The 19,432-nt window shown below is 35.0% G+C and carries 19 protein-coding genes; 15 read left to right on the forward strand and 4 right to left on the reverse strand.

Annotated features, from left to right (window positions below; genetic code table 11):
* The first annotated feature begins 177 nt into the window (after positions 1–177).
* The 4 genes from FNW52_RS08925 to FNW52_RS08940 all read left to right on the forward strand — a co-directional run bounded on the left by FNW52_RS08925 (position 178) and on the right by FNW52_RS08940 (position 2,641).
* Positions 178–780 carry an isoprenylcysteine carboxylmethyltransferase family protein gene (locus FNW52_RS08925; protein ID WP_143377114.1) on the forward strand — a complete coding sequence of 201 codons (603 nt, stop codon included), beginning with the start codon at positions 178–180 and terminating at the stop codon, positions 778–780.
* 70 nt (positions 781–850) lie between these two features.
* Entirely contained in the window at positions 851–1,327 is a 477-nt protein-coding gene (locus tag FNW52_RS08930; protein ID WP_143377115.1) for a hypothetical protein, read from the forward strand.
* Positions 1,328–1,389: 62 nt separating this feature from the next.
* Positions 1,390–1,812, forward strand: a complete 423-nt coding sequence (locus FNW52_RS08935) for a DUF1003 domain-containing protein (RefSeq protein WP_143377116.1) — start codon at positions 1,390–1,392, stop codon at positions 1,810–1,812.
* Positions 1,813–1,906: 94 nt separating this feature from the next.
* The gene (locus tag FNW52_RS08940; RefSeq protein WP_143377117.1) at positions 1,907–2,641 is read left to right on the forward strand and encodes a hypothetical protein; all 735 of its coding nucleotides are present in this window, start codon (positions 1,907–1,909) and stop codon (positions 2,639–2,641) included.
* A 54-nt stretch (positions 2,642–2,695) separates the two neighbouring features.
* Here FNW52_RS08940 and FNW52_RS08945 read toward each other — a convergent pair whose 3' ends face one another.
* Together FNW52_RS08945 and fahA are read right to left on the reverse strand one after the other, a co-directional pair.
* On the reverse strand, positions 2,696–3,880 hold the full coding sequence (locus FNW52_RS08945) for a hypothetical protein (RefSeq protein WP_143377118.1): 1,185 nt from the start codon (positions 3,878–3,880) through the stop codon (positions 2,696–2,698).
* 222 nt (positions 3,881–4,102) lie between these two features.
* Positions 4,103–5,386: a fumarylacetoacetase gene (fahA, locus tag FNW52_RS08950; protein WP_143377119.1), complete on the reverse strand. Its 1,284-nt coding sequence runs from the start codon at positions 5,384–5,386 to the stop codon at positions 4,103–4,105.
* A 108-nt stretch (positions 5,387–5,494) separates the two neighbouring features.
* Between fahA and glyA the strand changes: the two genes are divergently transcribed.
* The 6 genes from glyA (at position 5,495) to FNW52_RS08980 (ending at position 10,281) form a co-directional block, all read left to right on the forward strand.
* Positions 5,495–6,769, forward strand: a complete 1,275-nt coding sequence (gene glyA, locus FNW52_RS08955) for a serine hydroxymethyltransferase (RefSeq protein WP_143377120.1) — start codon at positions 5,495–5,497, stop codon at positions 6,767–6,769.
* A 264-nt stretch (positions 6,770–7,033) separates the two neighbouring features.
* Complete coding sequence (locus FNW52_RS08960; RefSeq protein WP_143377121.1) at positions 7,034–7,627, forward strand: tRNA-(ms[2]io[6]A)-hydroxylase; 594 nt, start codon at positions 7,034–7,036, stop codon at positions 7,625–7,627.
* Positions 7,628–7,876: 249 nt separating this feature from the next.
* Positions 7,877–8,374, forward strand: a complete 498-nt coding sequence (locus FNW52_RS08965) for a GNAT family N-acetyltransferase (protein ID WP_143377122.1) — start codon at positions 7,877–7,879, stop codon at positions 8,372–8,374.
* Between the two features lie 58 nt (positions 8,375–8,432).
* Complete coding sequence (locus FNW52_RS08970) at positions 8,433–8,867, forward strand: GNAT family N-acetyltransferase (RefSeq protein WP_143377123.1); 435 nt, start codon at positions 8,433–8,435, stop codon at positions 8,865–8,867.
* Positions 8,868–9,133: 266 nt separating this feature from the next.
* Complete coding sequence (locus FNW52_RS08975; protein WP_143377124.1) at positions 9,134–9,595, forward strand: VOC family protein; 462 nt, start codon at positions 9,134–9,136, stop codon at positions 9,593–9,595.
* A gap of 200 nt (positions 9,596–9,795) precedes the next feature.
* Positions 9,796–10,281 (forward strand): hypothetical protein, encoded by a 486-nt coding sequence (locus tag FNW52_RS08980; RefSeq protein ID WP_143377125.1) that lies wholly within the window; start codon positions 9,796–9,798, stop codon positions 10,279–10,281.
* Positions 10,282–10,358: 77 nt separating this feature from the next.
* On the opposite strand, the gene FNW52_RS08985 is transcribed toward FNW52_RS08980, so the two are convergent.
* Positions 10,359–10,928, reverse strand: a complete 570-nt coding sequence (locus tag FNW52_RS08985; protein WP_143377126.1) for a pentapeptide repeat-containing protein — start codon at positions 10,926–10,928, stop codon at positions 10,359–10,361.
* Positions 10,929–11,160: 232 nt separating this feature from the next.
* Here FNW52_RS08985 and FNW52_RS08990 point away from each other — a divergent pair, with 232 nt between their 5' ends.
* Positions 11,161–12,204: an NAD(P)-dependent alcohol dehydrogenase gene (locus FNW52_RS08990; protein ID WP_143377127.1), complete on the forward strand. Its 1,044-nt coding sequence runs from the start codon at positions 11,161–11,163 to the stop codon at positions 12,202–12,204.
* Positions 12,205–12,570: 366 nt separating this feature from the next.
* Positions 12,571–12,966 carry a hypothetical protein gene (locus FNW52_RS08995; RefSeq protein ID WP_185965942.1) on the forward strand — a complete coding sequence of 132 codons (396 nt, stop codon included), beginning with the start codon at positions 12,571–12,573 and terminating at the stop codon, positions 12,964–12,966.
* A 256-nt stretch (positions 12,967–13,222) separates the two neighbouring features.
* Here FNW52_RS08995 and FNW52_RS20715 read toward each other — a convergent pair whose 3' ends face one another.
* Complete coding sequence (locus FNW52_RS20715) at positions 13,223–13,366, reverse strand: hypothetical protein (RefSeq protein ID WP_185965943.1); 144 nt, start codon at positions 13,364–13,366, stop codon at positions 13,223–13,225.
* 9 nt (positions 13,367–13,375) lie between these two features.
* Between FNW52_RS20715 and FNW52_RS09000 the strand changes: the two genes are divergently transcribed.
* From FNW52_RS09000 to FNW52_RS09010, 3 genes are all read left to right on the forward strand, one after another.
* Positions 13,376–14,458, forward strand: a complete 1,083-nt coding sequence (locus tag FNW52_RS09000) for an efflux RND transporter periplasmic adaptor subunit (RefSeq protein ID WP_143377128.1) — start codon at positions 13,376–13,378, stop codon at positions 14,456–14,458.
* A gap of 121 nt (positions 14,459–14,579) precedes the next feature.
* Positions 14,580–17,750 carry an efflux RND transporter permease subunit gene (locus FNW52_RS09005; protein WP_143377129.1) on the forward strand — a complete coding sequence of 1,057 codons (3,171 nt, stop codon included), beginning with the start codon at positions 14,580–14,582 and terminating at the stop codon, positions 17,748–17,750.
* Entirely contained in the window at positions 17,743–19,173 is a 1,431-nt protein-coding gene (locus tag FNW52_RS09010) for a TolC family protein (protein WP_143377130.1), read from the forward strand. The genes FNW52_RS09005 and FNW52_RS09010 overlap by 8 nt, the downstream gene beginning before the upstream one ends.
* The last annotated feature ends 259 nt before the right edge of the window (positions 19,174–19,432 follow it).

The following is a 19,432-nucleotide window of genomic DNA, read 5'->3' on the forward strand; positions in this document are numbered from 1 at the left end:
GTTCCGATAATTATCGGAACTCGCAAGGACTTTGATTGCGGATTTGTATTGTTTACTCTGTGTGTGTGTGACGAATTCGACCTAGAAGTATTAGTTTCTAGCTCTCCTACGCGTTACGCTATGTCTGGAGATCTTTGCAGAGCATTAGAAAAACAGTAAACATTAATAAAAAACAAAATGGAACAATCTTTAAGAATAATTTTACCGACATATTTTATCCTATATTTTGTAATTGCATTTGTAGCAAAAAGTATAATGGTGGCGAAACGAATTGGAAAAAATCCTCTTGTTTTGCCCAATGACGACAGTGCTTACGGACTTATTGGATATTATTTTAAACTGACGATGATTTTTATGTTCGTTTATGTTCTGCTTTACGCATTTGCACCGACAATTTATAACTACTGTTTGCCTATTTCTCAAATTGACAACACGACTTTAAAATATGTTGGACTTGGACTTTTAGTTTTTGCACTTCTTTGGACAGTAATTGCGCAAGGGAATATGAAAGATTCTTGGAGAATAGGAATAGACACCGAAGTCAAAACGGAACTTATTATGACAGGACTTTTTAGCTATTCAAGAAACCCAATTTTCTTTGGAATGATAATTAGTCTGGTTGGACTTTTCCTAATAACACCAAACGCTTTGACAGGAGTTTTTTTTGTTTTAGGTTATGTGTTAATTCAGATTCAAATCAGACTTGAAGAAGAATTTTTAACCAATCAACACGGTCACAATTATTTAACCTATATGCAAAAAGTAAGACGACTAATTTGAAATTAAACTACTATTCTAACTGCTGTTTGGAATGGCAGAGGATTTGCAAAATAATAAACACTATACTAAAATGACAAGACTAATATTTGTAATTTTATATTCGTTGAGTCTTATAGGCCATAACGGTTATTCTCAGGCTAAAAAAAAGGTAAATCGAGATAGTATTAATTGGGAAAAAGAAAATACTAATTGGGAGAAATACATTTTTACCCAAAAGGAGTTTGTAAATAAAATACAGATTTCAAAAAAGGACAGTGTTATGTCGCTATATTCTTCAATGCAAAAGGAGTGTCGAATTTTCGGTTACAATAAGCCAAATAAGAATTCAAAAAAAATGATTTTATTGTCTATATGGACTTTTGATGTAAAAGGTAATCCTTCCAATTGTAAGTATGGATCGTATTATGATACAAGTTCTATGGATGATATGGAATTAAAATATATCGGAAAAGACAATTCATTTATAAAAGCAGCACTTATGAAAAACGCGATCAAAGTTTCAACGATTTATTTCGAAAATAAATGGGTTGAATTTGTGATAGACTAATAAGTTTCGACATGTGATTCAGAAAATCAAAACATAACATAATATAACAAAACCCAAGAAAGATGAGTAATAATAAAACATGGCACGAAAAACATAAAGAGGAATCAGGCTTTGGTAGTCGTTTAGCTGATTCAGTGGCTAGTGGAATGGGATCTTGGAAATTCATTATAGTTCAAACCATTTTGGTAATACTATGGATGGGATTAAACCTTGTTGCCTATACGTATCATTGGGATGTTTATCCTTTTATATTACTAAATCTTGTTTTTTCGACACAGGCTGCTTATGCCGCTCCTATTATCATGATGGCTCAAAACAGGCAAAATGACAGAGACAGAGCTCAAGCACAATCCGATTATCAAACCAATAAAGAAGCAAAGTTGGAAATAGAAGCTTTGGCAATTAAGTTGAATAGAATTGAAATAGACAAACTAGATAAAATAATTAGGATTTTGGAAGAGATGGAAAGCAATTCAAAGAAATAGATCGATAGAATTACCTACAAGGAAAAGGAGGTGTACAAAACTGAAAATAATAATACTAAAACCCCTTGTAAATACAGTAAATTAAACAATAAAAATGGAAAATAAATTAGAAAGAAAAATCAACTTTTTAGCAGGTTATGCTATCGTGAGCACCCTTGTTTTTAGCTTTGTATTATTAAGTTCTTTTGGAAAAGAAGATAAAAAAGAAACATTTGATGAAATCACAGCTAAGAAAATCAACTTAATAGGAGAAGATGGTAGCTTACGAATGGTATTAAGTAATGAAACCAGACAACATTCTGGAAGAATGAACGGGAAAGATTATCCAAAAAGAGACAGACCAGCGGGCATGATTTTTTTTAATGACGAAGGAGATGAGTGTGGAGGCTTAGTTTTTGCAGGGAAAACCAATGATAATAAAACAAGCTCGGGAATGTCATTTACGATGGATAATTATCATGATGATCAAGTAATTCAGATATTAAATAGTGAGGAATATGAAAATGGAAAAAGTAATATCCAAAGAGGTCTAATTATAAACGAGTACCCAATAGGCTCAAATATAGACGTAAGAAACGCTCAATATGAAGAACTTGAAAAAATAAAAGATGAGAAAATAAGAAATCAAAAAATGGAGGAATTGAGGATTAAGGAAGGTTCGAAAAGAAGGGTTTTTATAGGACGAACCAAATCTAATAATTCAGGAGTGTTTTTGTATGACAAAGAAGGAAATCCAAAAATGAAAATTTATGTAGATGAAAAAGGAAATCCAAAAATTGAGACACTTGATGAAAAAGGAAATTTTAAAAATTTTCTTGAAACGAAATAAAAAAACGACCTAATGCGATTTGCTAGCTATTGGGAATTGTAACTATCAAATCTCTTATTTCCTAAACTGATTGCGAGTAATAACCGCATTGATTTTGGCTTTCAAGTCTTCGCCGGTGTCATAGACCATTTGCTCGCTAGTGGGGAAGGGAACGACTCTCTTATCAAAATAGGTGTAATAATTAGCATCGGCAGCACGTCGATCTCCTTTGTAGGTTGAATAAATATTTTCGAAAACAAACTCACTTGCTATTGGGAAAGATTCTATGGATTGGTTGGTTTTGTTGTCAATGTAATCCACTTTCGCAGTGATTTGACACGATTTAAATTGTCTGATTTCATAGATGTTTATCGTTGCATTTACTAGATTGTCTATCATTACAGGTTTTCCGTATCTGTCCAAAACTACTCTGCCATTGGCGTCAAGCTGTTTTCTTTGTCCGTCAACTACTTGGCGTTCTTTTATAAATTCTCTTTCTTTTATTTGTTCAGGAGATATGAAAATAGATCTGAAGTTGATGAGCATTCCGAAATCATAGTTGGTACCTTTTTGTTTAATACTATGGTAAACAGTCCATTTGTCATTCAATTGATAGCTTTTAAAATCCAATAAATCGTTTTGAAGTTGTACAGGAATAATCATGTTGGTTTCGTTTTGGGCAGATACGATTACAAAATCAGTTCCTTTAAACTGTGCTTCATCCATGATTTTTGCGACATCCTTATAATTAGGATTTATTTTATCCAAATAGACTAAATCATCATAAACCCTGCGGTAATTCATTTTGTTTTTGGTAAGCATCAACGCTTTTGCATTGGTGTAAAGATAATTGGATAGGTTATTTTTACTGCTGATGATTCCATCAGTATAATTGTCGAAAGGAAAAATAGCACTTCGTCCTTCTTTAATCAATTTTAGCGGAAGCAAAGGTTTGATTTTTTCTTGACGGTCATTTAATGCTAAATAGGTATTGTATATTTTCTCTAAATTACTTGGATGATTGTCTTTACTTAAAAAACTAAGAGTGTTTAAATCTCGCTCTTTGGCTTTGGCGAAAGCCTCTTCGAGTAAATAGATATAGTCTTGTTTTCCTTTTTTGTCTTTATTGGAGCGTAAATTAGAAACCGCAATATCAATAGCGGCATCATAATTTCCTGAAGCCAAATTGTTTTTGGTTTGTTTTAGACTGCAAGAGGTAAGCAGAATAAAGAATGTAATTATAAAAGTAATTTTTCTCATGTTTTGGAGGAAATGAATTATATCGATTTTAAGCTAAAAAATAATTTTGCAAAATTACTATTCCTCTAGGGGATTACGCTTTAAATTTTTCATAAAAAAACCGGCAACTGTAAAATTGTCGGTTTGTATAAGATTTTTTGTCGTTATTCAGTGATTATTGAATGGTTTTTAGTGATTGTAAAGCTAACAGCTAATTACTCTTCACTAATCACTAACTTAAAATTATTGTCTTACATAAGGAGGGAGTAACTTGCTAGAGCATTCTCCAAATCCAATACGAACTTGTCCGTTCTCGCTGTACCCTTTGATGATTACGGTATCACCATCATTTATAAATTTACGTTCGGTGCCGTCATTTAATGTGATCGGGTTTTTTCCTCCCCAAGTCAATTCTAGCATCGATCCGAAGCTGTCTGGAGTTGAGCCCGAAAGTGTTCCAGAACCCATCATGTCTCCTGAGTTTACACGACAACCGTTTGAGGTATGGTGTGCTAGTTGTTGGCTCATTGTCCAGTACATGTACTTGAAATTGGTTCTAGAAACAACAGTTGGTTCTGCGTTTTCTGGAGCAATTGCTACTTCAAGATTAATATCGAAAGAGTGTTTTCCTTTTTGTTGTAAATAAGGAAAAGGTGTTGGTTCTTGTTTTGGTCCTTTGGTTCTAAAAGGCTCTAAAGCATCCATAGTAACTATCCAAGGAGAAATTGATGAACCAAAGTTTTTGGCCAAAAAGGGTCCTAGTGGTATATATTCCCATTTTTGAATATCACGGGCGCTCCAGTCGTTTAATAAAACCATTCCGAAAATATAATCTTCGGTTTCACTAATAGGAATGGTTTCTCCCATAATATTGCAATCGGTAGTGATAAATGCAGTTTCTAGCTCGAAATCTACTAATCGCGAAGGACCAAAAACAGGGGTGGTCTCGCCATTTGGCAAGGTTTGTCCCATAGGTCTGTGTACCGGAATTCCAGACGGAATAATAGTAGAACTTCTTCCGTGGTATCCTACGGGAATGTGTAACCAGTTGGGTAACAAAGCATTTTCGGGATCACGGAACATTTTCCCGGTATTGGTAGCGTGTTCTTTACTAGAAAAGAAATCAGTATAATCGCCAATTAATACAGGAAGTTGCATTTCGACATCTTCCATTTTAAAAATTACGATATCTCTATGTTTGGGATTGTCTCTTAATTCGGGATTTATTGCGTCAAAAATATCGGCTATTCTATTTCGGACTAATCTCCATGTCTTTTGACCATCGGATATAAAATCGTTCAAAGTGTCTTGCATGAACATATCGTCTGTCAATTCTATTCCTTCAAAGTAGTTTAGTTGCTGTAAAGCTCCTAAATCGATTGCGAAGTCACCAATTCTTGTACCTACGGTAACTATGTTTTCTTTTGTTAAAAAAACTCCGAAAGGAATGTTTTGAATGGGAAAGTCACTGTCTGTTAGTACTTCTAACCATGATTTTCTGCTGGTATCGTTGGCTGTTATTGGCATGATAATGTTAATTGTTTTGTTGAAAATTACTTGTCAAATATATTATAATCTAACTGTTAAACAAACGTTTTTTTGTATTTTTGCGACAAATTAACTAAAATCAAAGAAATGCAACGCGACGAACAAATTTTTGACCTCATTCTAGAAGAACAAGACAGACAAATACACGGACTAGAACTTATTGCTTCTGAAAACTTTGTAAGTGATGAAGTAATGGAAGCAGCCGGATCTGTTTTGACTAATAAATATGCCGAAGGATACCCCGGTAAAAGATACTACGGAGGTTGTGAAGTAGTAGATGTAGTAGAACAAATTGCCATAGACAGAGCCAAAGAATTATTTGGTGCTGCTTACGCAAATGTACAGCCACACTCAGGTTCACAAGCTAATACCGCAGTGTTTTTTGCTTGTTTGAAACCAGGAGATAAAATATTAGGTTTCGATTTATCACATGGAGGACACCTAACTCACGGTTCACCAGTGAATTTTTCTGGTCGTTTATACAGTCCAGTTTTTTATGGTGTAGATCAAGAAACGGGTCGTTTGAACTATGATAAAATTCAAGAAATTGCTACAAGAGAACAACCAAAATTAATCATTGCAGGAGCTTCGGCTTATTCTCGTGATATGGATTTTGAGCGTTTTAGAGTAATTGCGGATAGTGTAGGAGCTATATTAATGGCAGATATTTCTCATCCTGCTGGGCTTATCGCCAAAGGTTTGATGAATGACCCAATTCCTCATTGTCATATTGTAACAACTACAACTCACAAAACATTACGTGGTCCTCGTGGTGGTTTGATCTTGATGGGTAAAGATTTTGAAAATCCTTGGGGATTAACTACACCAAAAGGAGATATTAGAATGATGTCTACTTTATTGGATCTTGCTGTTTTTCCTGGAAATCAAGGTGGACCATTAATGCATATTATTGCTGCCAAAGCGGTTGCTTTTGGTGAAGCATTGCAAGATGAATTCTTTACTTATGCTATGCAATTGCAAAAGAACGCTAATGCAATGGCTGATGCTTTTGTAAAAAGAGGATATAATATTATTTCTGGAGGTACAGACAATCACATGATGTTGATTGACCTTAGAAACAAAGGAATTTCAGGTAAAGAGGCAGAAAATGCTTTGGTAAAAGCTGAAATCACCGTAAATAAAAACATGGTTCCATTTGATGATAAATCACCATTTGTAACTTCTGGTATTCGTGTTGGAACTCCAGCAATCACCACTCGTGGTCTTGTTGAAGAAGATATGGAAACGATTGTAGCTATGATCGATAAGGTTTTAATGAACCATACTGATGAAGATATTATTGAAGAAGTAGCCAATGAAGTAAACGAAATGATGAGCGAAAGAGCAATCTTCGTTTACTAAAAAAGTTTAAAAGTTTAAGGGTTTAAAAGTTTAGAGGTTTAATCTTTTAAAAATTTAAGTGTTTAAAAATTTAATTTAAAGGTTTAGAGTTTAAAGTTTTGGAATTCCATATTATAAAAGTACAACCGTATTTTATGAATTTATGGGTTCTTGATTTTTAACTTTAAACCTTTTTTACTAAAAATGAGATTCAGATTCCGAAGGTTCTAAAAATCTAAAATCTGCTCCCGAAAGCTTTCGGGACTAAAATCTAAAATTTTCCCCATGTCAGTACTAAGATTAAAATTGCCAACCGACCCAAGATGGGTAAATATTGTAGAGAAAAACATAGAGGAGATTCTAACGGATCACGCTTGGTGTGAACAAAAAGCAGCTACCAATGCAATTACCATAATTACCAATAATTCCGAGCATCAGGATTTGGTAAAGGATTTATTGGCTTTGGCCAAAGAAGAAATCGACCATTTTGAGCAAGTGCATAACATCATCATCAAACGTGGATTGAAGCTAGGTCGCGAGCGCAAAGACGATTATGTAAATGAATTGTATTTGTACATGAAAAAAAGCGGCGATAGAAGCAGAGTTTCTAGTTTGGTGGAGCGTTTGTTGTTTTCGGCTATGATTGAGGCCAGAAGCTGTGAGCGTTTCAAGGTACTTTCTGAAAATATTAAAGACGAAGAATTATCTATTTTCTACAGAGATTTGATGGAAAGCGAAGCAGCTCATTACACTACTTTTATAACCTATGCCCGAAAATATGGCGTTGGAATCGATGTCGAAAAACGATGGAGAGAATGGCTGGAATTCGAAGAATCTGTTATTGCCAATTATGGGAAAAGTGAGACAATTCATGGGTAGTTTTTAGTTTTCAGTCTCAGTTTTCAGTTTTCAGTTTTCAGTCTTTGCGAGGTGGAATTTTTATTCTAAAAAAAGTAATATAAAATGACGTATTATTCTTGCATGTTGATTTTGTTAAATAATTGTTTTTCAATCGATTAAATAAAAATGTCAATAGTAGTTCCGATAATTATCGGAATGAAGCAATCACACGAACTCCAATCTCTATTCTTTATTCTATACTCTATTTTCTAATTTATAACTTCTAAAATGATTACAATAGTTACCGCTACAACAAACGATTACAAAACAGTTCAAGATATTGCACATCAAACTTGGCCAATTGCCTATGGAGAAATCCTTCCGAAAGCGCAATTGGATTATATGCTGGGAGCCTTTTATAATGAGGAAGCCTTAAAGGATAGTGTCTTCAATAAAGGACATCATTTTGTATTGGCCAAAGAAGGAGACGAGACCTTAGGTTTTGCTTCTTATGAGCATAATTATAATCAACAGCCACAAACCAAAATTCATAAAATTTATATTTTGCCACAAACTCAAGGCAAAGGAATTGGGAAAACACTAATCGATTTTATTGAAAATGTTGCTAAAGAAAACCATTCGACTGCACTTTCTTTAAACGTAAATCGATTCAATAAAGCCTTGCATTTCTATCAAAAATTAGGTTTCGAAATTGTTGATGAAATTGATATCGAATTGGATCACGGCTACCTGATGGAAGATTATGTGATGGAGAAAAAGGTGTGATTATTAAAATCATACTAGCTGTAATTTCGCCTTATAGAAATAAAAACCTCAAAAAAACATGTTAGAAATAAAACAAATAACAATTCTTGATCCTCTTTATCAATTAGAAAGAGAATTAAGAAATAAAATTTTACTTAGACCCATTGGCTTGCCTGACAATGCATGGGAAATGAACGATGATAAGGCCTGGCACTTTGTGGCAACTGAAAATGATACTCTTTTGGGTTGTGTTATCTTGGTCCCAATTGACAGAAAAAAAGAAAAAGCTCAACTCATGCAAATGGCCGTAGATACAAATTTGCAAGGGAAGGGCATAGGCAAACTTTTAGTGATTGAGTTATTGGAACTTTGTAAACAGCAAGGAATTAAGGAGGTAACGTGCCATTCTAGAGCATCCGCAAATGATTTTTACAAAAAACTTGGTTTTGAAATTTATGATGAACCATTTGATGAGGTTGGAATTACACACAATCACATGAGAATAAATTTGTAGCTATTTAAAAGCAAAAAAACACAACATATAAGAATGTAAAACTCGTTTAAAAATCCCGAAAATTCAGGACTTTTAAGCGAGTTTTTTTTTGTTTAACCGCATTTTAAAGTGTAGGTAATAAATCTTAAAATTTTATAAAAGCCCGTATTTTAAAATAATAATTTAGTAATGTTCTGTTTTACAGAAAAATATGTAAATTTAATGCTCTGTTTAGAGCAGGGTTTTATCTGCTCAATACAAAATGACAACTTAAAAACGTATAACACATGCAAACATCACACATTTACCCAGGAGCGTACACCTTGAATGCCTACATAACAATCAAAGGATGTAGTGACGCTATTGAATTTTACAAAAAAGCATTTGATGCAAAAGAACGAGGTCGATTACTGATGCCAGATGGTAAAATTGGTCACGCCGAAATAGAAATTGAAGGTTCTTTACTGATGATGGCAGACGAGAATATCGAATGGGGGAACAAAAGTCCTGAAACCATTGGTGGAAACCCAATGACTTTTGGATTGTATGTAAAAGATGTAGATGCCATTTTTCAGAAAGCTCTTGATGCAGGTGCAACCGTAATAATGGCTATTGAGGATATGTTTTATGGAGATCGAGTAGGACAAGTAATGGATCCATTTGGGTATAAATGGATGATAACAACCCACAAAGAAGATATGAGTTTTGAGGAAATGCAAAAGCGATTTGACAACATGTTATCCAAATAAAAAATCATGAAACTGACTAAAGAATACAATCAAATCCTACTGATTGAGCTTTGATACTATTTTTATTGAACAGGTTGAATAATAGTAAATTTTTGTATTCTAAAGTGTTAAATAATAATGTATAAACAGCTTAAATTCATAACTTTACTAAGAGTATTATGATGTTGACTAATCGTGTTAATACCTTAAAATATAATATTATGGAATCACAAATTGCCATTTATGATACCCACGAAAAGGCGGTTAATGCCATCAAAGTGTTAAGCGAAAATGATTTTCCTATGGATAACGTTTCGCTGTTGGGTAAGGCGGAAATAATTGAGGATCATATTCATATCCAATCACTAGATACTATGAAAGAAACTCCTGCACTGGTTGGTATGGGAGCGGGTACGCTAATTGGGTTACTCTCTGGTATTGGTGTTTTTACTATTCCTGGTTTCGGTTTTTTGTATGGAGCAGGCGCACTTGTAGGAATCATCGCTGGACTTGACTTGGGTATAGTTGCAGGTGGTTTCATTTCACTTTTGACTTTTATTGGAATAAAAGAAGATAAGGTAGTTAAATGCCATGAACATCTGAAAGAAGGAAAATTTATAGTAATAGTAAATGGTTCTAAGGAAGAAATTCAGAAAGCAAAACATATTTTGCATACTGAAGGAAATCACCTTGAGTTTATCACTTAAAATTTTTAATTCAAAATTGCCTATTTTAAGTTAGTTCCTTTAGCTGTCGGTAGTGTTGGCTGTCGGGGAAAAAGAAATTACTTTACGATGATGTCGTGTTTATACAGCAACCCTTTTAAACCTTCTAATGCAAATACCGCTTTCTTCAATTTGGTGGTTTTTGGGTCAATCGTGTAGTTGTAACTGGTCTTAAAATTGGCTTTGTTGGCAATGGCTTTGCCAAATTCGGAACGGTATAGGTCACAATTTTCAAACAGTACTTCGGTCAAATCGGTAGCCATAAAATCGACGGCAACCAAACTACAATTGATAAAGGGAGTTCCTTTTATTTTTAGGGTATAAAATTTAGAAAAATCCAGTATGCAATTGTTAAAGTGGACTTCAAAAATGAGTTTGTTGCACATGGAAAAATTAACATCCTTGATTTCACATCGGTTGAACGTAACTGTTCTCAGCGCCACATGATTGATTTTGGCTTCGCTAAAAATACAATCATTAAAGATGCAATCGATAAAAGTAACATCCATAAAGTTACAAGCCGAAAAAGTGCAATGGTTAAACGTACAACATTCAAACTCCTTAAAATTGACTTCATCCGCGCCATAAGTGTGGTTGTTGTATTCGATATCTAGGAAATATTCAGGCATGAAGGAGTTTTGATTTTTAGGTGTTGCAAGTATAGATTTTGGCAAAGAAACGAATTTCTATAGCTGAAAAAGAATAGAACATTAATAAAATGCTATTGCAAATGAAAAACAAAATCAATTGTAAAGGTTTTTGTAAATAGGTTTTTATTTTTTTTAAAATAAATCAACTGTTTTAATATGCAATTAACGGACTGTCAGATTTTTTTTAGTATTTTTATTAAAAATAAAAAATATGATAGCAACAAAAGGATTTGCAGTACAGGATGCTAAGTCGGACTTGGCACCATGGAATTTTGAAAGACGGGAAGTCGGACCACATGATGTGCAATTCGATATTCAATTTTGCGGGGTATGTCATAGTGACCTTCATCAGATAAGAGACGATTGGGGTGGCGGTGTTTTTCCGATGGTTCCTGGACATGAAATTGTTGGGAAAGTGATAAAAATTGGGAGTCATGTCAAGAAATTTAAAGTAGGCGATCTTGCAGGAACGGGTTGTTTGGTTGATTCCTGCCGTACTTGCGAAAACTGTGAGGAAGGGTTGGAGCAGTTTTGCTTAAATGGATTTACGGCGACTTATAATAGTACGGAACAAGACAAAAAAACGCCAACTTACGGTGGCTACTCGAATACCATTGTCGTTCATGAAGATTTTGTTTTGCATATATCCGATAAGTTGAATTTGGCCGCCGTAGCTCCTTTGCTTTGTGCTGGAATCACGACTTATTCTCCTCTAAAATTTTTAGGAGTGGGAAAAGGGCATAAACTAGCGGTTTTGGGTCTTGGCGGTTTGGGTCATATGGCGGTTAAGTTTGGTGTCGCTTTTGGTGCCGAAGTAACCGTTCTAAGTACATCTCCTGCAAAAGAAGCCGATGCCAAGAAACTGGGCGCCCATAAATTTGTAGTTACCAAAGATGAAAAACAACTTCAAAGTGTGACGGGTTATTTTGATTTTATTCTGGATACGGTTTCTGCACCACATGATTTGAATATGTACGTTGCATTGCTAAAGACCAAAGGAGTTCATGTTTGCATTGGTGTGCCACCCGCGCCGTATGAGTTACATGCTATGGGACTTATTTTTGGACGAAAAAGTATTGTAGGTTCCTTGATAGGCGGATTGCCGGAAACCCAAGAAATGCTCGATTATTGTGCAGAACACGGTATCGTTTCTGATATTGAAATGATAGACATCAAAAATATAAATGAAGCTTACGATCGAATGGTAAAAGGCGATGTGCGCTATCGTTTTGTCATTGATATGGCAACATTGTAGGTGAGCTATATAAAGAAAAACTCTAAACATTTTGAAGGATTTAGAGTTTTTTTTTGCGTCTTGCAGACATTTTACAAGTATGCTATATGTATTTTAGATGTAATTTCTTGCTTATAAAAAGATAAATTAAGAAATGATTTATAAATTATACAAAGAGATTTGATGCCTTATAGCGGTTAATGGATCAATCATAAAATTATGTTAGAAGCTTCTATTTTAAAGTATTAAAATATTTATTAATTGTGTCCAACAGCTTATGGATAGCATTATCAGGTAAATTGGCGAAAACGTTTTCGTTTGCTTTTGTTTTTCGAGTCTTGAAAAATAGTTTTTTTTCTTTCGATCTTTTGTTACTTTTGCGCCCAAATGAGAGCAACTGTATTTTTCGTATATCTGTGTTTCCATCTGCTAGGCGGAGGGCATTATCTTCATGCAGATACAAATCATGACAGTAGCAGTTACTCTTCTTCATACAATTTTTCGAAAAACCTCAAAGTAAAATTTTTAAATCAAGATCAAGGTAGTCTCTTAATTGAGGATGCCGACGTAGATTTAGACGAGGAACACGTTAGCGGCGATGATGCCAAAGATGGGCTTACCAATAAATTTCTTTTCAAAAAATACAGCTTACTAGACAGTTGGTATTTGGCATTCCCTAATCAGTTTGTTTTAAACGATTACTCCGAGTGTTTTAAAATCTTCTTGCCCTTTTGCGGCCATTCAAATCCTATTTACATTAGACAAAGAGTCTTAAGAATTTGATTCTACGATACATCAGTTACCGATGGAGCAATCCTCTGTACCAAGTTGGTGTGTATTAAACCTAAAATCAGAATTAGATTTCGTTACGAAGCTAGATTATTCAATACAAACAAGTGCTCACGTCCTGAACGTTTCGAGGAATTTTTAAAGAAGAAATTTTTTGACTTCTTTTAAATTAGAGCAAGTGTTAAGTTTTGAAGAAGGCTTCGAAGATTTTATTTGACTAATAAAAAATAAGTTGAAATGTCAAATAAATTCAGTTGCAGTAAATCTCTAATGCTAATTTTTGGCTAAACCTATTTCCTCCTGTAGTACAGTTCAGATTCTTCTCTGGCGACTGATAATTTTTATATCCAAAAGGAATCTCTAATTCCAAAGTATTCAATCGCTTAATTTCCATTTTTATATTATGAAGAGAATAATTGTGTTCACGGGCATGCTTGCCTTGTTGTGTCTAACAAGTTGTACAACTAAAAAAGAAGAAAAAGAAGAAGTCGGTAAATTTACCGTTACCAATCCTGTAAAAATTGATACTTCGTTTGTAAAGCAATATGTTTCGCAGATACGATCAGTGCGAAATGTTGAGATTCGTGCCCAAGAAAAAGGGTTCTTGCAAAATATTTATGTAGATGAGGGGCAGTTTGTAAAAGCGGGCCAAGTGTTGTTTAGAATCATGCCAAAAATGTATGAAGCTGAATTGCTGAAAGCTAAAGCAGAAGAAAAAGCAGCTGAAATAGAATTACAAAACACTAAAAATCTTGCCGATAAAAATATAGTTTCAAAAAGTGAGCAGGCTATAGCGCAGGCGAAATTGGAGCAAGCAAAAGCCGAAGTGGCCTTAGCGAAACTTCATTTATCATTTACTGAAATTAGAGCTCCATTTGACGGAACGATTGACCGAATTCCGAAAAAATTAGGAAGTCTTATTGACGAAGGCGAATTATTGACTAGTCTTTCGGATAACAGTAAAATGTTTGCCTATTTTAATGTTTCTGAACCTGAATATCTAGAGTATCAAAGCAATGTAAAAGGGAGAGCAAATAGTATAGTAACTTTACTTTTGGCGAACAACGAACCTTTAAAATACAAAGGAAGAGTAGAAGTTATAGAAAGTGAATTTGATAGCGAAACGGGTAATATTGCCTTTAGAGCTAGTTTTCCAAACTCTGATAAACTCTTAAAAAATGGCGAAACTGGAAAAGTATTAATGACAGTTCCGCTTAAAAATGTAGTTGTAATTCCACAGAAAGCAACTTACGAGATTCAAGACAAAAAGTATGTTTTTGTAGTGAATAAAAATAATGTTGTGACTTCAAAAGAAATTACTATTACTGGTGAAATACCTGATTTATACGTGGTTGCTAGCGGTATTACGGAGAATGATAAAATTATAATAGAAGGTGTTCAAAAAGTAAAAGAAGATGAGAAAATCAAATTCGATTACCTAGCACCTCAAGAGGTTATCAATCATTTGCGATTAAAAGCGGAGTAAATTCAAGTGGTCAGTTTTCAGTATTTAGTGTTCAGAGGTTTGCTGAAACTAATAAAAAGCAAAATATACTGAGCTGATGACAATAAATTCCAATTTAGTTTAATCATTAAAAAATAAATAAATGTTTAATAAATTCATTCAAAGACCTGTTCTTTCGATAGTAATATCGCTTATAATAGTCTTTTTAGGAGCCTTGGCCGTAACAAATCTGCCAGTGACTCAATTTCCATCTATTTCGCCACCAAAAGTAAATGTAACAGCAGATTACCCTGGGTCTAATGGAGAGCTTATGATCAAATCTGTAATCATTCCGTTAGAAAAGGCACTAAATGGTGTTCCTGGGATGAAATACATGACTTCGGATGCAGGTAATGATGGTGAAGCTAGTATTCAAGTAATATTTAATTTGGGTACAGATCCTAATCAGGCTGCGATTAATGTTCAAAACCGTGTAGCTTCTGTAGTGAATAAATTACCGCCATTAGTGGTAAGAGAAGGGGTAAAGATTACTCGTGAAGAATCAAGCATGTTAATGTATGTGAATCTTTATAGTGATGATAAAAATACAGACCAAAAGTTTCTTTACAACTTTGCCGAGATTAATATCCTTTCAGAATTAAAAAGGGTAAATGGAGTAGGGTTTGCAGATGTTTTAGGTACTCGTGAGTACGCCATGAGAATTTGGTTGAAACCAGACAGAATGTTAGCTTATAAAATTTCTGCTGATGAGGTAATGGAAGCATTAGCAAATCAGAGTTTAGAAGCATCTCCTGGTAAAACGGGTGAAAGCTCCGGTAAACGATCTCAGGCATTTGAATATGTATTGAAATATTCTGGGCGATTTACTACAAAAGAGCAGTACGGAAATGTGGTTTTAAGATCGAGCGCCGACGGTGAAATTTTACGATTAAAAGACGTTGCCAATATTGAGTTTGGAAGCTCGATGTACGATATTTATTCGAGCTTAAACGGGAAGCCTTCTGCCGCTATTGTATTAAAACAATCTTATGGTAGTAATGCAAGTCAGGTAATTAAAGATGTAAAGGCAAAATTAGCCGAAATTAAGAAAAACTCTTTCCCGAAAGGAATGGATTACGAAATTAGTTATGACGTTTCTAAATTTCTGGATGCTTCGATCGAAAAAGTAATGCACACCTTGGTCGAAGCTTTTATTCTGGTGGGATTGGTAGTCTTCCTTTTCTTGGGAGATTGGAGGTCAACTATTATTCCTGCAATTGCAGTGCCTGTTTCACTTATCGGAACTTTTGTTTTCATGCAATTCTTCGGAATTACACTAAATCTTATTACCTTATTTGCACTGGTATTAGCCATTGGTGTCGTGGTCGATGATGCGATTGTTGTTATCGAAGCAGTGCATGCTAAAATGGAAGAAGAGCATTTATCAGCTATAAAGGCTACCAAGAAAGCGATGCACGAGATTGCAGGAGCTATTATTGCAATTACCTTTTTGATGGCAGCGGTATTCATTCCAGTTGCATTTATGTCAGGTCCTGTTGGGATATTCTATCGTCAATTTTCAATCACTATGGCAACTGCAATTATTTTGTCTGGTATCGTAGCATTGACACTTACGCCTGCACTTTGTGCTATGATGTTGAAAAATAATCATGGTAAGCCTAAAAAGAGAACTCCAATAAATATATTCTTAGATGGTTTTAATAATAAGTTTAATATAACGGCTGGGAAGTATCAAAATGCTTTGAGTCATATCATAAACAGAAGAACAATTACTTTTATCACCCTTATAGTTTTCTGTTTGGGAACATGGATTTTAAGCAGCAACGTGCCTTCTGGATTTATCCCAAATGAGGATCAAGGGATGTTTTATGCTATTATTCAAACTCCTCCAGGTTCATCATTAGAAAGAACGAATAATGTTGCCGAAAAATTGCAGAAAATCGCAGAAACCGTCGAAGGTGTTCAATCGGTTTCGGCCTTGGCTGGTTATGAAATCCTTACAGAAGGTACGGGTTCTAACTCAGGTACTTGTTTGATAAACCTTAAAGATTGGAGCGATAGAAAACATTCTGTGCAAGAGGTTATGGCAGAATTAGAAGAAAAAACGAAAGAAATTCCGGGTGCTAATATCGAATTTTTCCAACCGCCAGCTGTGCCAGGATACGGAGCTGCAGGAGGTTTTGAGCTTCGTTTGCTTGATAAAGCGGGTTCAGGAGATTATAAAAAAATGGAAACGGTTAATGCTGAATTCGTAAAAGAATTGAATAAGCGTCCTGAACTATCTTCAGTATTCAGTTTTTACAGTGCTAGTTTCCCTCAGTATATGATGAAAGTCGATAATGATTTGGCGCAACAAAAAGGAGTGTCTATTGAGAACGCCATGAATACGTTATCTACACTTGTGGGTAGTAATTATGAAATTAGCTTTATCAAATACGGATTTAATTATAAAGTAATCGTCCAGGCAGCACCTCAATACAGAGCTTTACCCGAAGATATTTTAAAATTATATGTAAAAAATAACCGTGACGAAATGGTTCCTTTTTCGGCTTTCATGAAGCTAGAAAAAGTATATGGACTGTCGGAAATTACACGTCACAATATGTATAATTCTGCCGAAATTAGTGGAGCCGCAGCCGCAGGTTACAGCAGTGGTGCCGCTATTAAAGCTATTCAGGAAGTGGCAGAGAAAAAATTACCTAGAGGTTTTGGTATTGACTGGGCAGGTATTTCTGCTGATGAAGTAGCACAAGGTAATCAAGCCATTTGGGTTTTCCTTATTTGTTTAGGTTTTGTGTACTTAGTTTTGGCAGCACAATACGAAAGTTTTATTTTGCCATTGTCGGTAATTCTTTCTTTACCAGCAGGTATTTTTGGAGCTTTCCTTTTATTGCAATTAACAGGCTTAGAAAATAATATCTATGCACAGGTTGCGATGGTCATGCTTATTGGTTTGTTGGGTAAAAATGCCGTTTTGATTGTCGAGTTTGCTATTCAAAGGCATGCTGCAGGAAAATCAGTGCTCGAAGCAGCCATGGAAGGTTCTAAAGCGAGGTTCCGTCCTATTTTGATGACTTCGTTTGCCTTTATTGCAGGTTTAATTCCTTTGGTATTTGCCTCTGGACCTGGTAAAATTGGTAACAGAACTATTGGTACTGCGGCAGCAGGAGGAATGCTTATAGGGACCATTTGCGGTGTATTTATTATTCCTGGATTGTACTACGTTTTTGGTAGAATCGCAGAAAAATATAAGCTGGTAAAAAATGAAAAAGAAAATCCATTAACCGAAGAAATTGATAATAACCATGTATAAAATGAAGTTACATAAATATATTATCCCGCTAGGTATTTGCTTAGCGGTGGTAAGTTGTACTCCAGGTATCGCACCGTTGGCAGCAAGCAAGCCTGTTCCTGAATCTTTTGATAAAAGTACGGATACGATCAATATTTCAACTACTCCTTGGCGTACCTATTTTAAGGATCAGAATTTGGTAAATTTGATCGATACAGCCTTGAAAAACAATCAGGAATTACAGATTACTTTGCAGGAAATTGAGATTGCAAAGAATGATATTCGTGTGAAGAAAGGCGCTCTGTTACCAAAAGTTGGTATAGGCGCAGGCGCAGGAGTTGAAAAAGTAGGAAGGTATACCAGTCAAGGGGCGGGGGATGCCTCTACCGAGATAATGCCCGGTAAGGAAATGCCAGACCCGTTGAGCGATTTTAAACTAGCGGCTTATGCCCGCTGGGAAGTAGATATTTGGAAAAAACTGCGCAATTCTAAGAAAGTAGCAGTAACTAGATATTTAGCAACTGTTGAAGGTAAGAACTTTGTGATTACGAACCTTATCGCTGAGGTTGCCGATTCTTATTACGAATTATTGGCTCTGGATAGCCAGTTAGATATTGTAAGACAGAATATTGCATTGCAATCGAATGCTTTAGAAATTGTAAAATTTCAAAAAGAAGCCGCTAGAGCAACTGAGTTAGGTGTTCAAAAATTTCAGGCGGAGGTAATGGCGTCTAAAAGCATGGAGTTTGAGATTCTTCAAAACATAAAAGAAACGGAGAATAAAATTAACTTTTTGTTAGGGCAGTACCCGCAGGAGATAAAGAGAGACAAAAGTAACTTCATGAGTTTGATGCCATCGGTAATCAATTCAGGAATTCCTTCGCAATTGTTGGCCAATCGTCCGGACATCAAACAAGCCGAACTGCAACTGACTGCTGCAAAGCTGGATGTAAAAGTAGCGCGTGCCGAGTTTTATCCTTCACTCGATATTTCGGCAGCGATAGGATTAAATGCTTTTAAACCGTCCTATTTGTTTACACTTCCCGAGTCGTTGCTGTATTCATTAGCCGGAGATTTGGCTGCGCCTTTGATTAACAGAAATGCCATCAAAGCCGAGTATAGTTCTGCCAATGCACGACAAATTCAGGCTTTGTATAACTATGAGCGTACCATTTTAAATGCCTATCTAGAAGTTTCTAGCCAACTTTCTAAAATCAATAATCTAGGAAAAAGCTATGACTTAAAATCGCAACAAGTAGCTACATTAAACCGTTCTATAGCCGTTGCAGGAGATTTATTCAAGTCTGCCAAAGTAGATTATTTCGAAGTTTTGATGACACAGCGCGATGCTTTAGAATCTAATCTCGAACTAATAGATACCAAAAAAGAGCAACTCAATGCCATAGTTCATGTTTACAGAGAACTAGGAGGAGGTTGGAAATAAGACCGTTTTTTTTAAGTTTGCCCAAAGCCCTAAGCACCGTAAAGTGTTTGGGGCTTTTTTTATAAAAAACATTTACTAGAATTTAATACCATTAATTATTGTTACTATTCTGCCTACACCAAATTAACGTAGGATTTTAAAAAAAAACAGACACGTCCCGAAAGCTTTCGGGATACACAAATTTGCACAAATTGCATTGTGAAATTGTTTTTTTTGTGAAATTAGATTCGATTTTGATCCTGTATTCGTGTTAATTCGT

This window comes from Flavobacterium sp. ZT3R18 (genome assembly GCF_007097385.1).
Lineage (GTDB): Bacteria > Bacteroidota > Bacteroidia > Flavobacteriales > Flavobacteriaceae > Flavobacterium.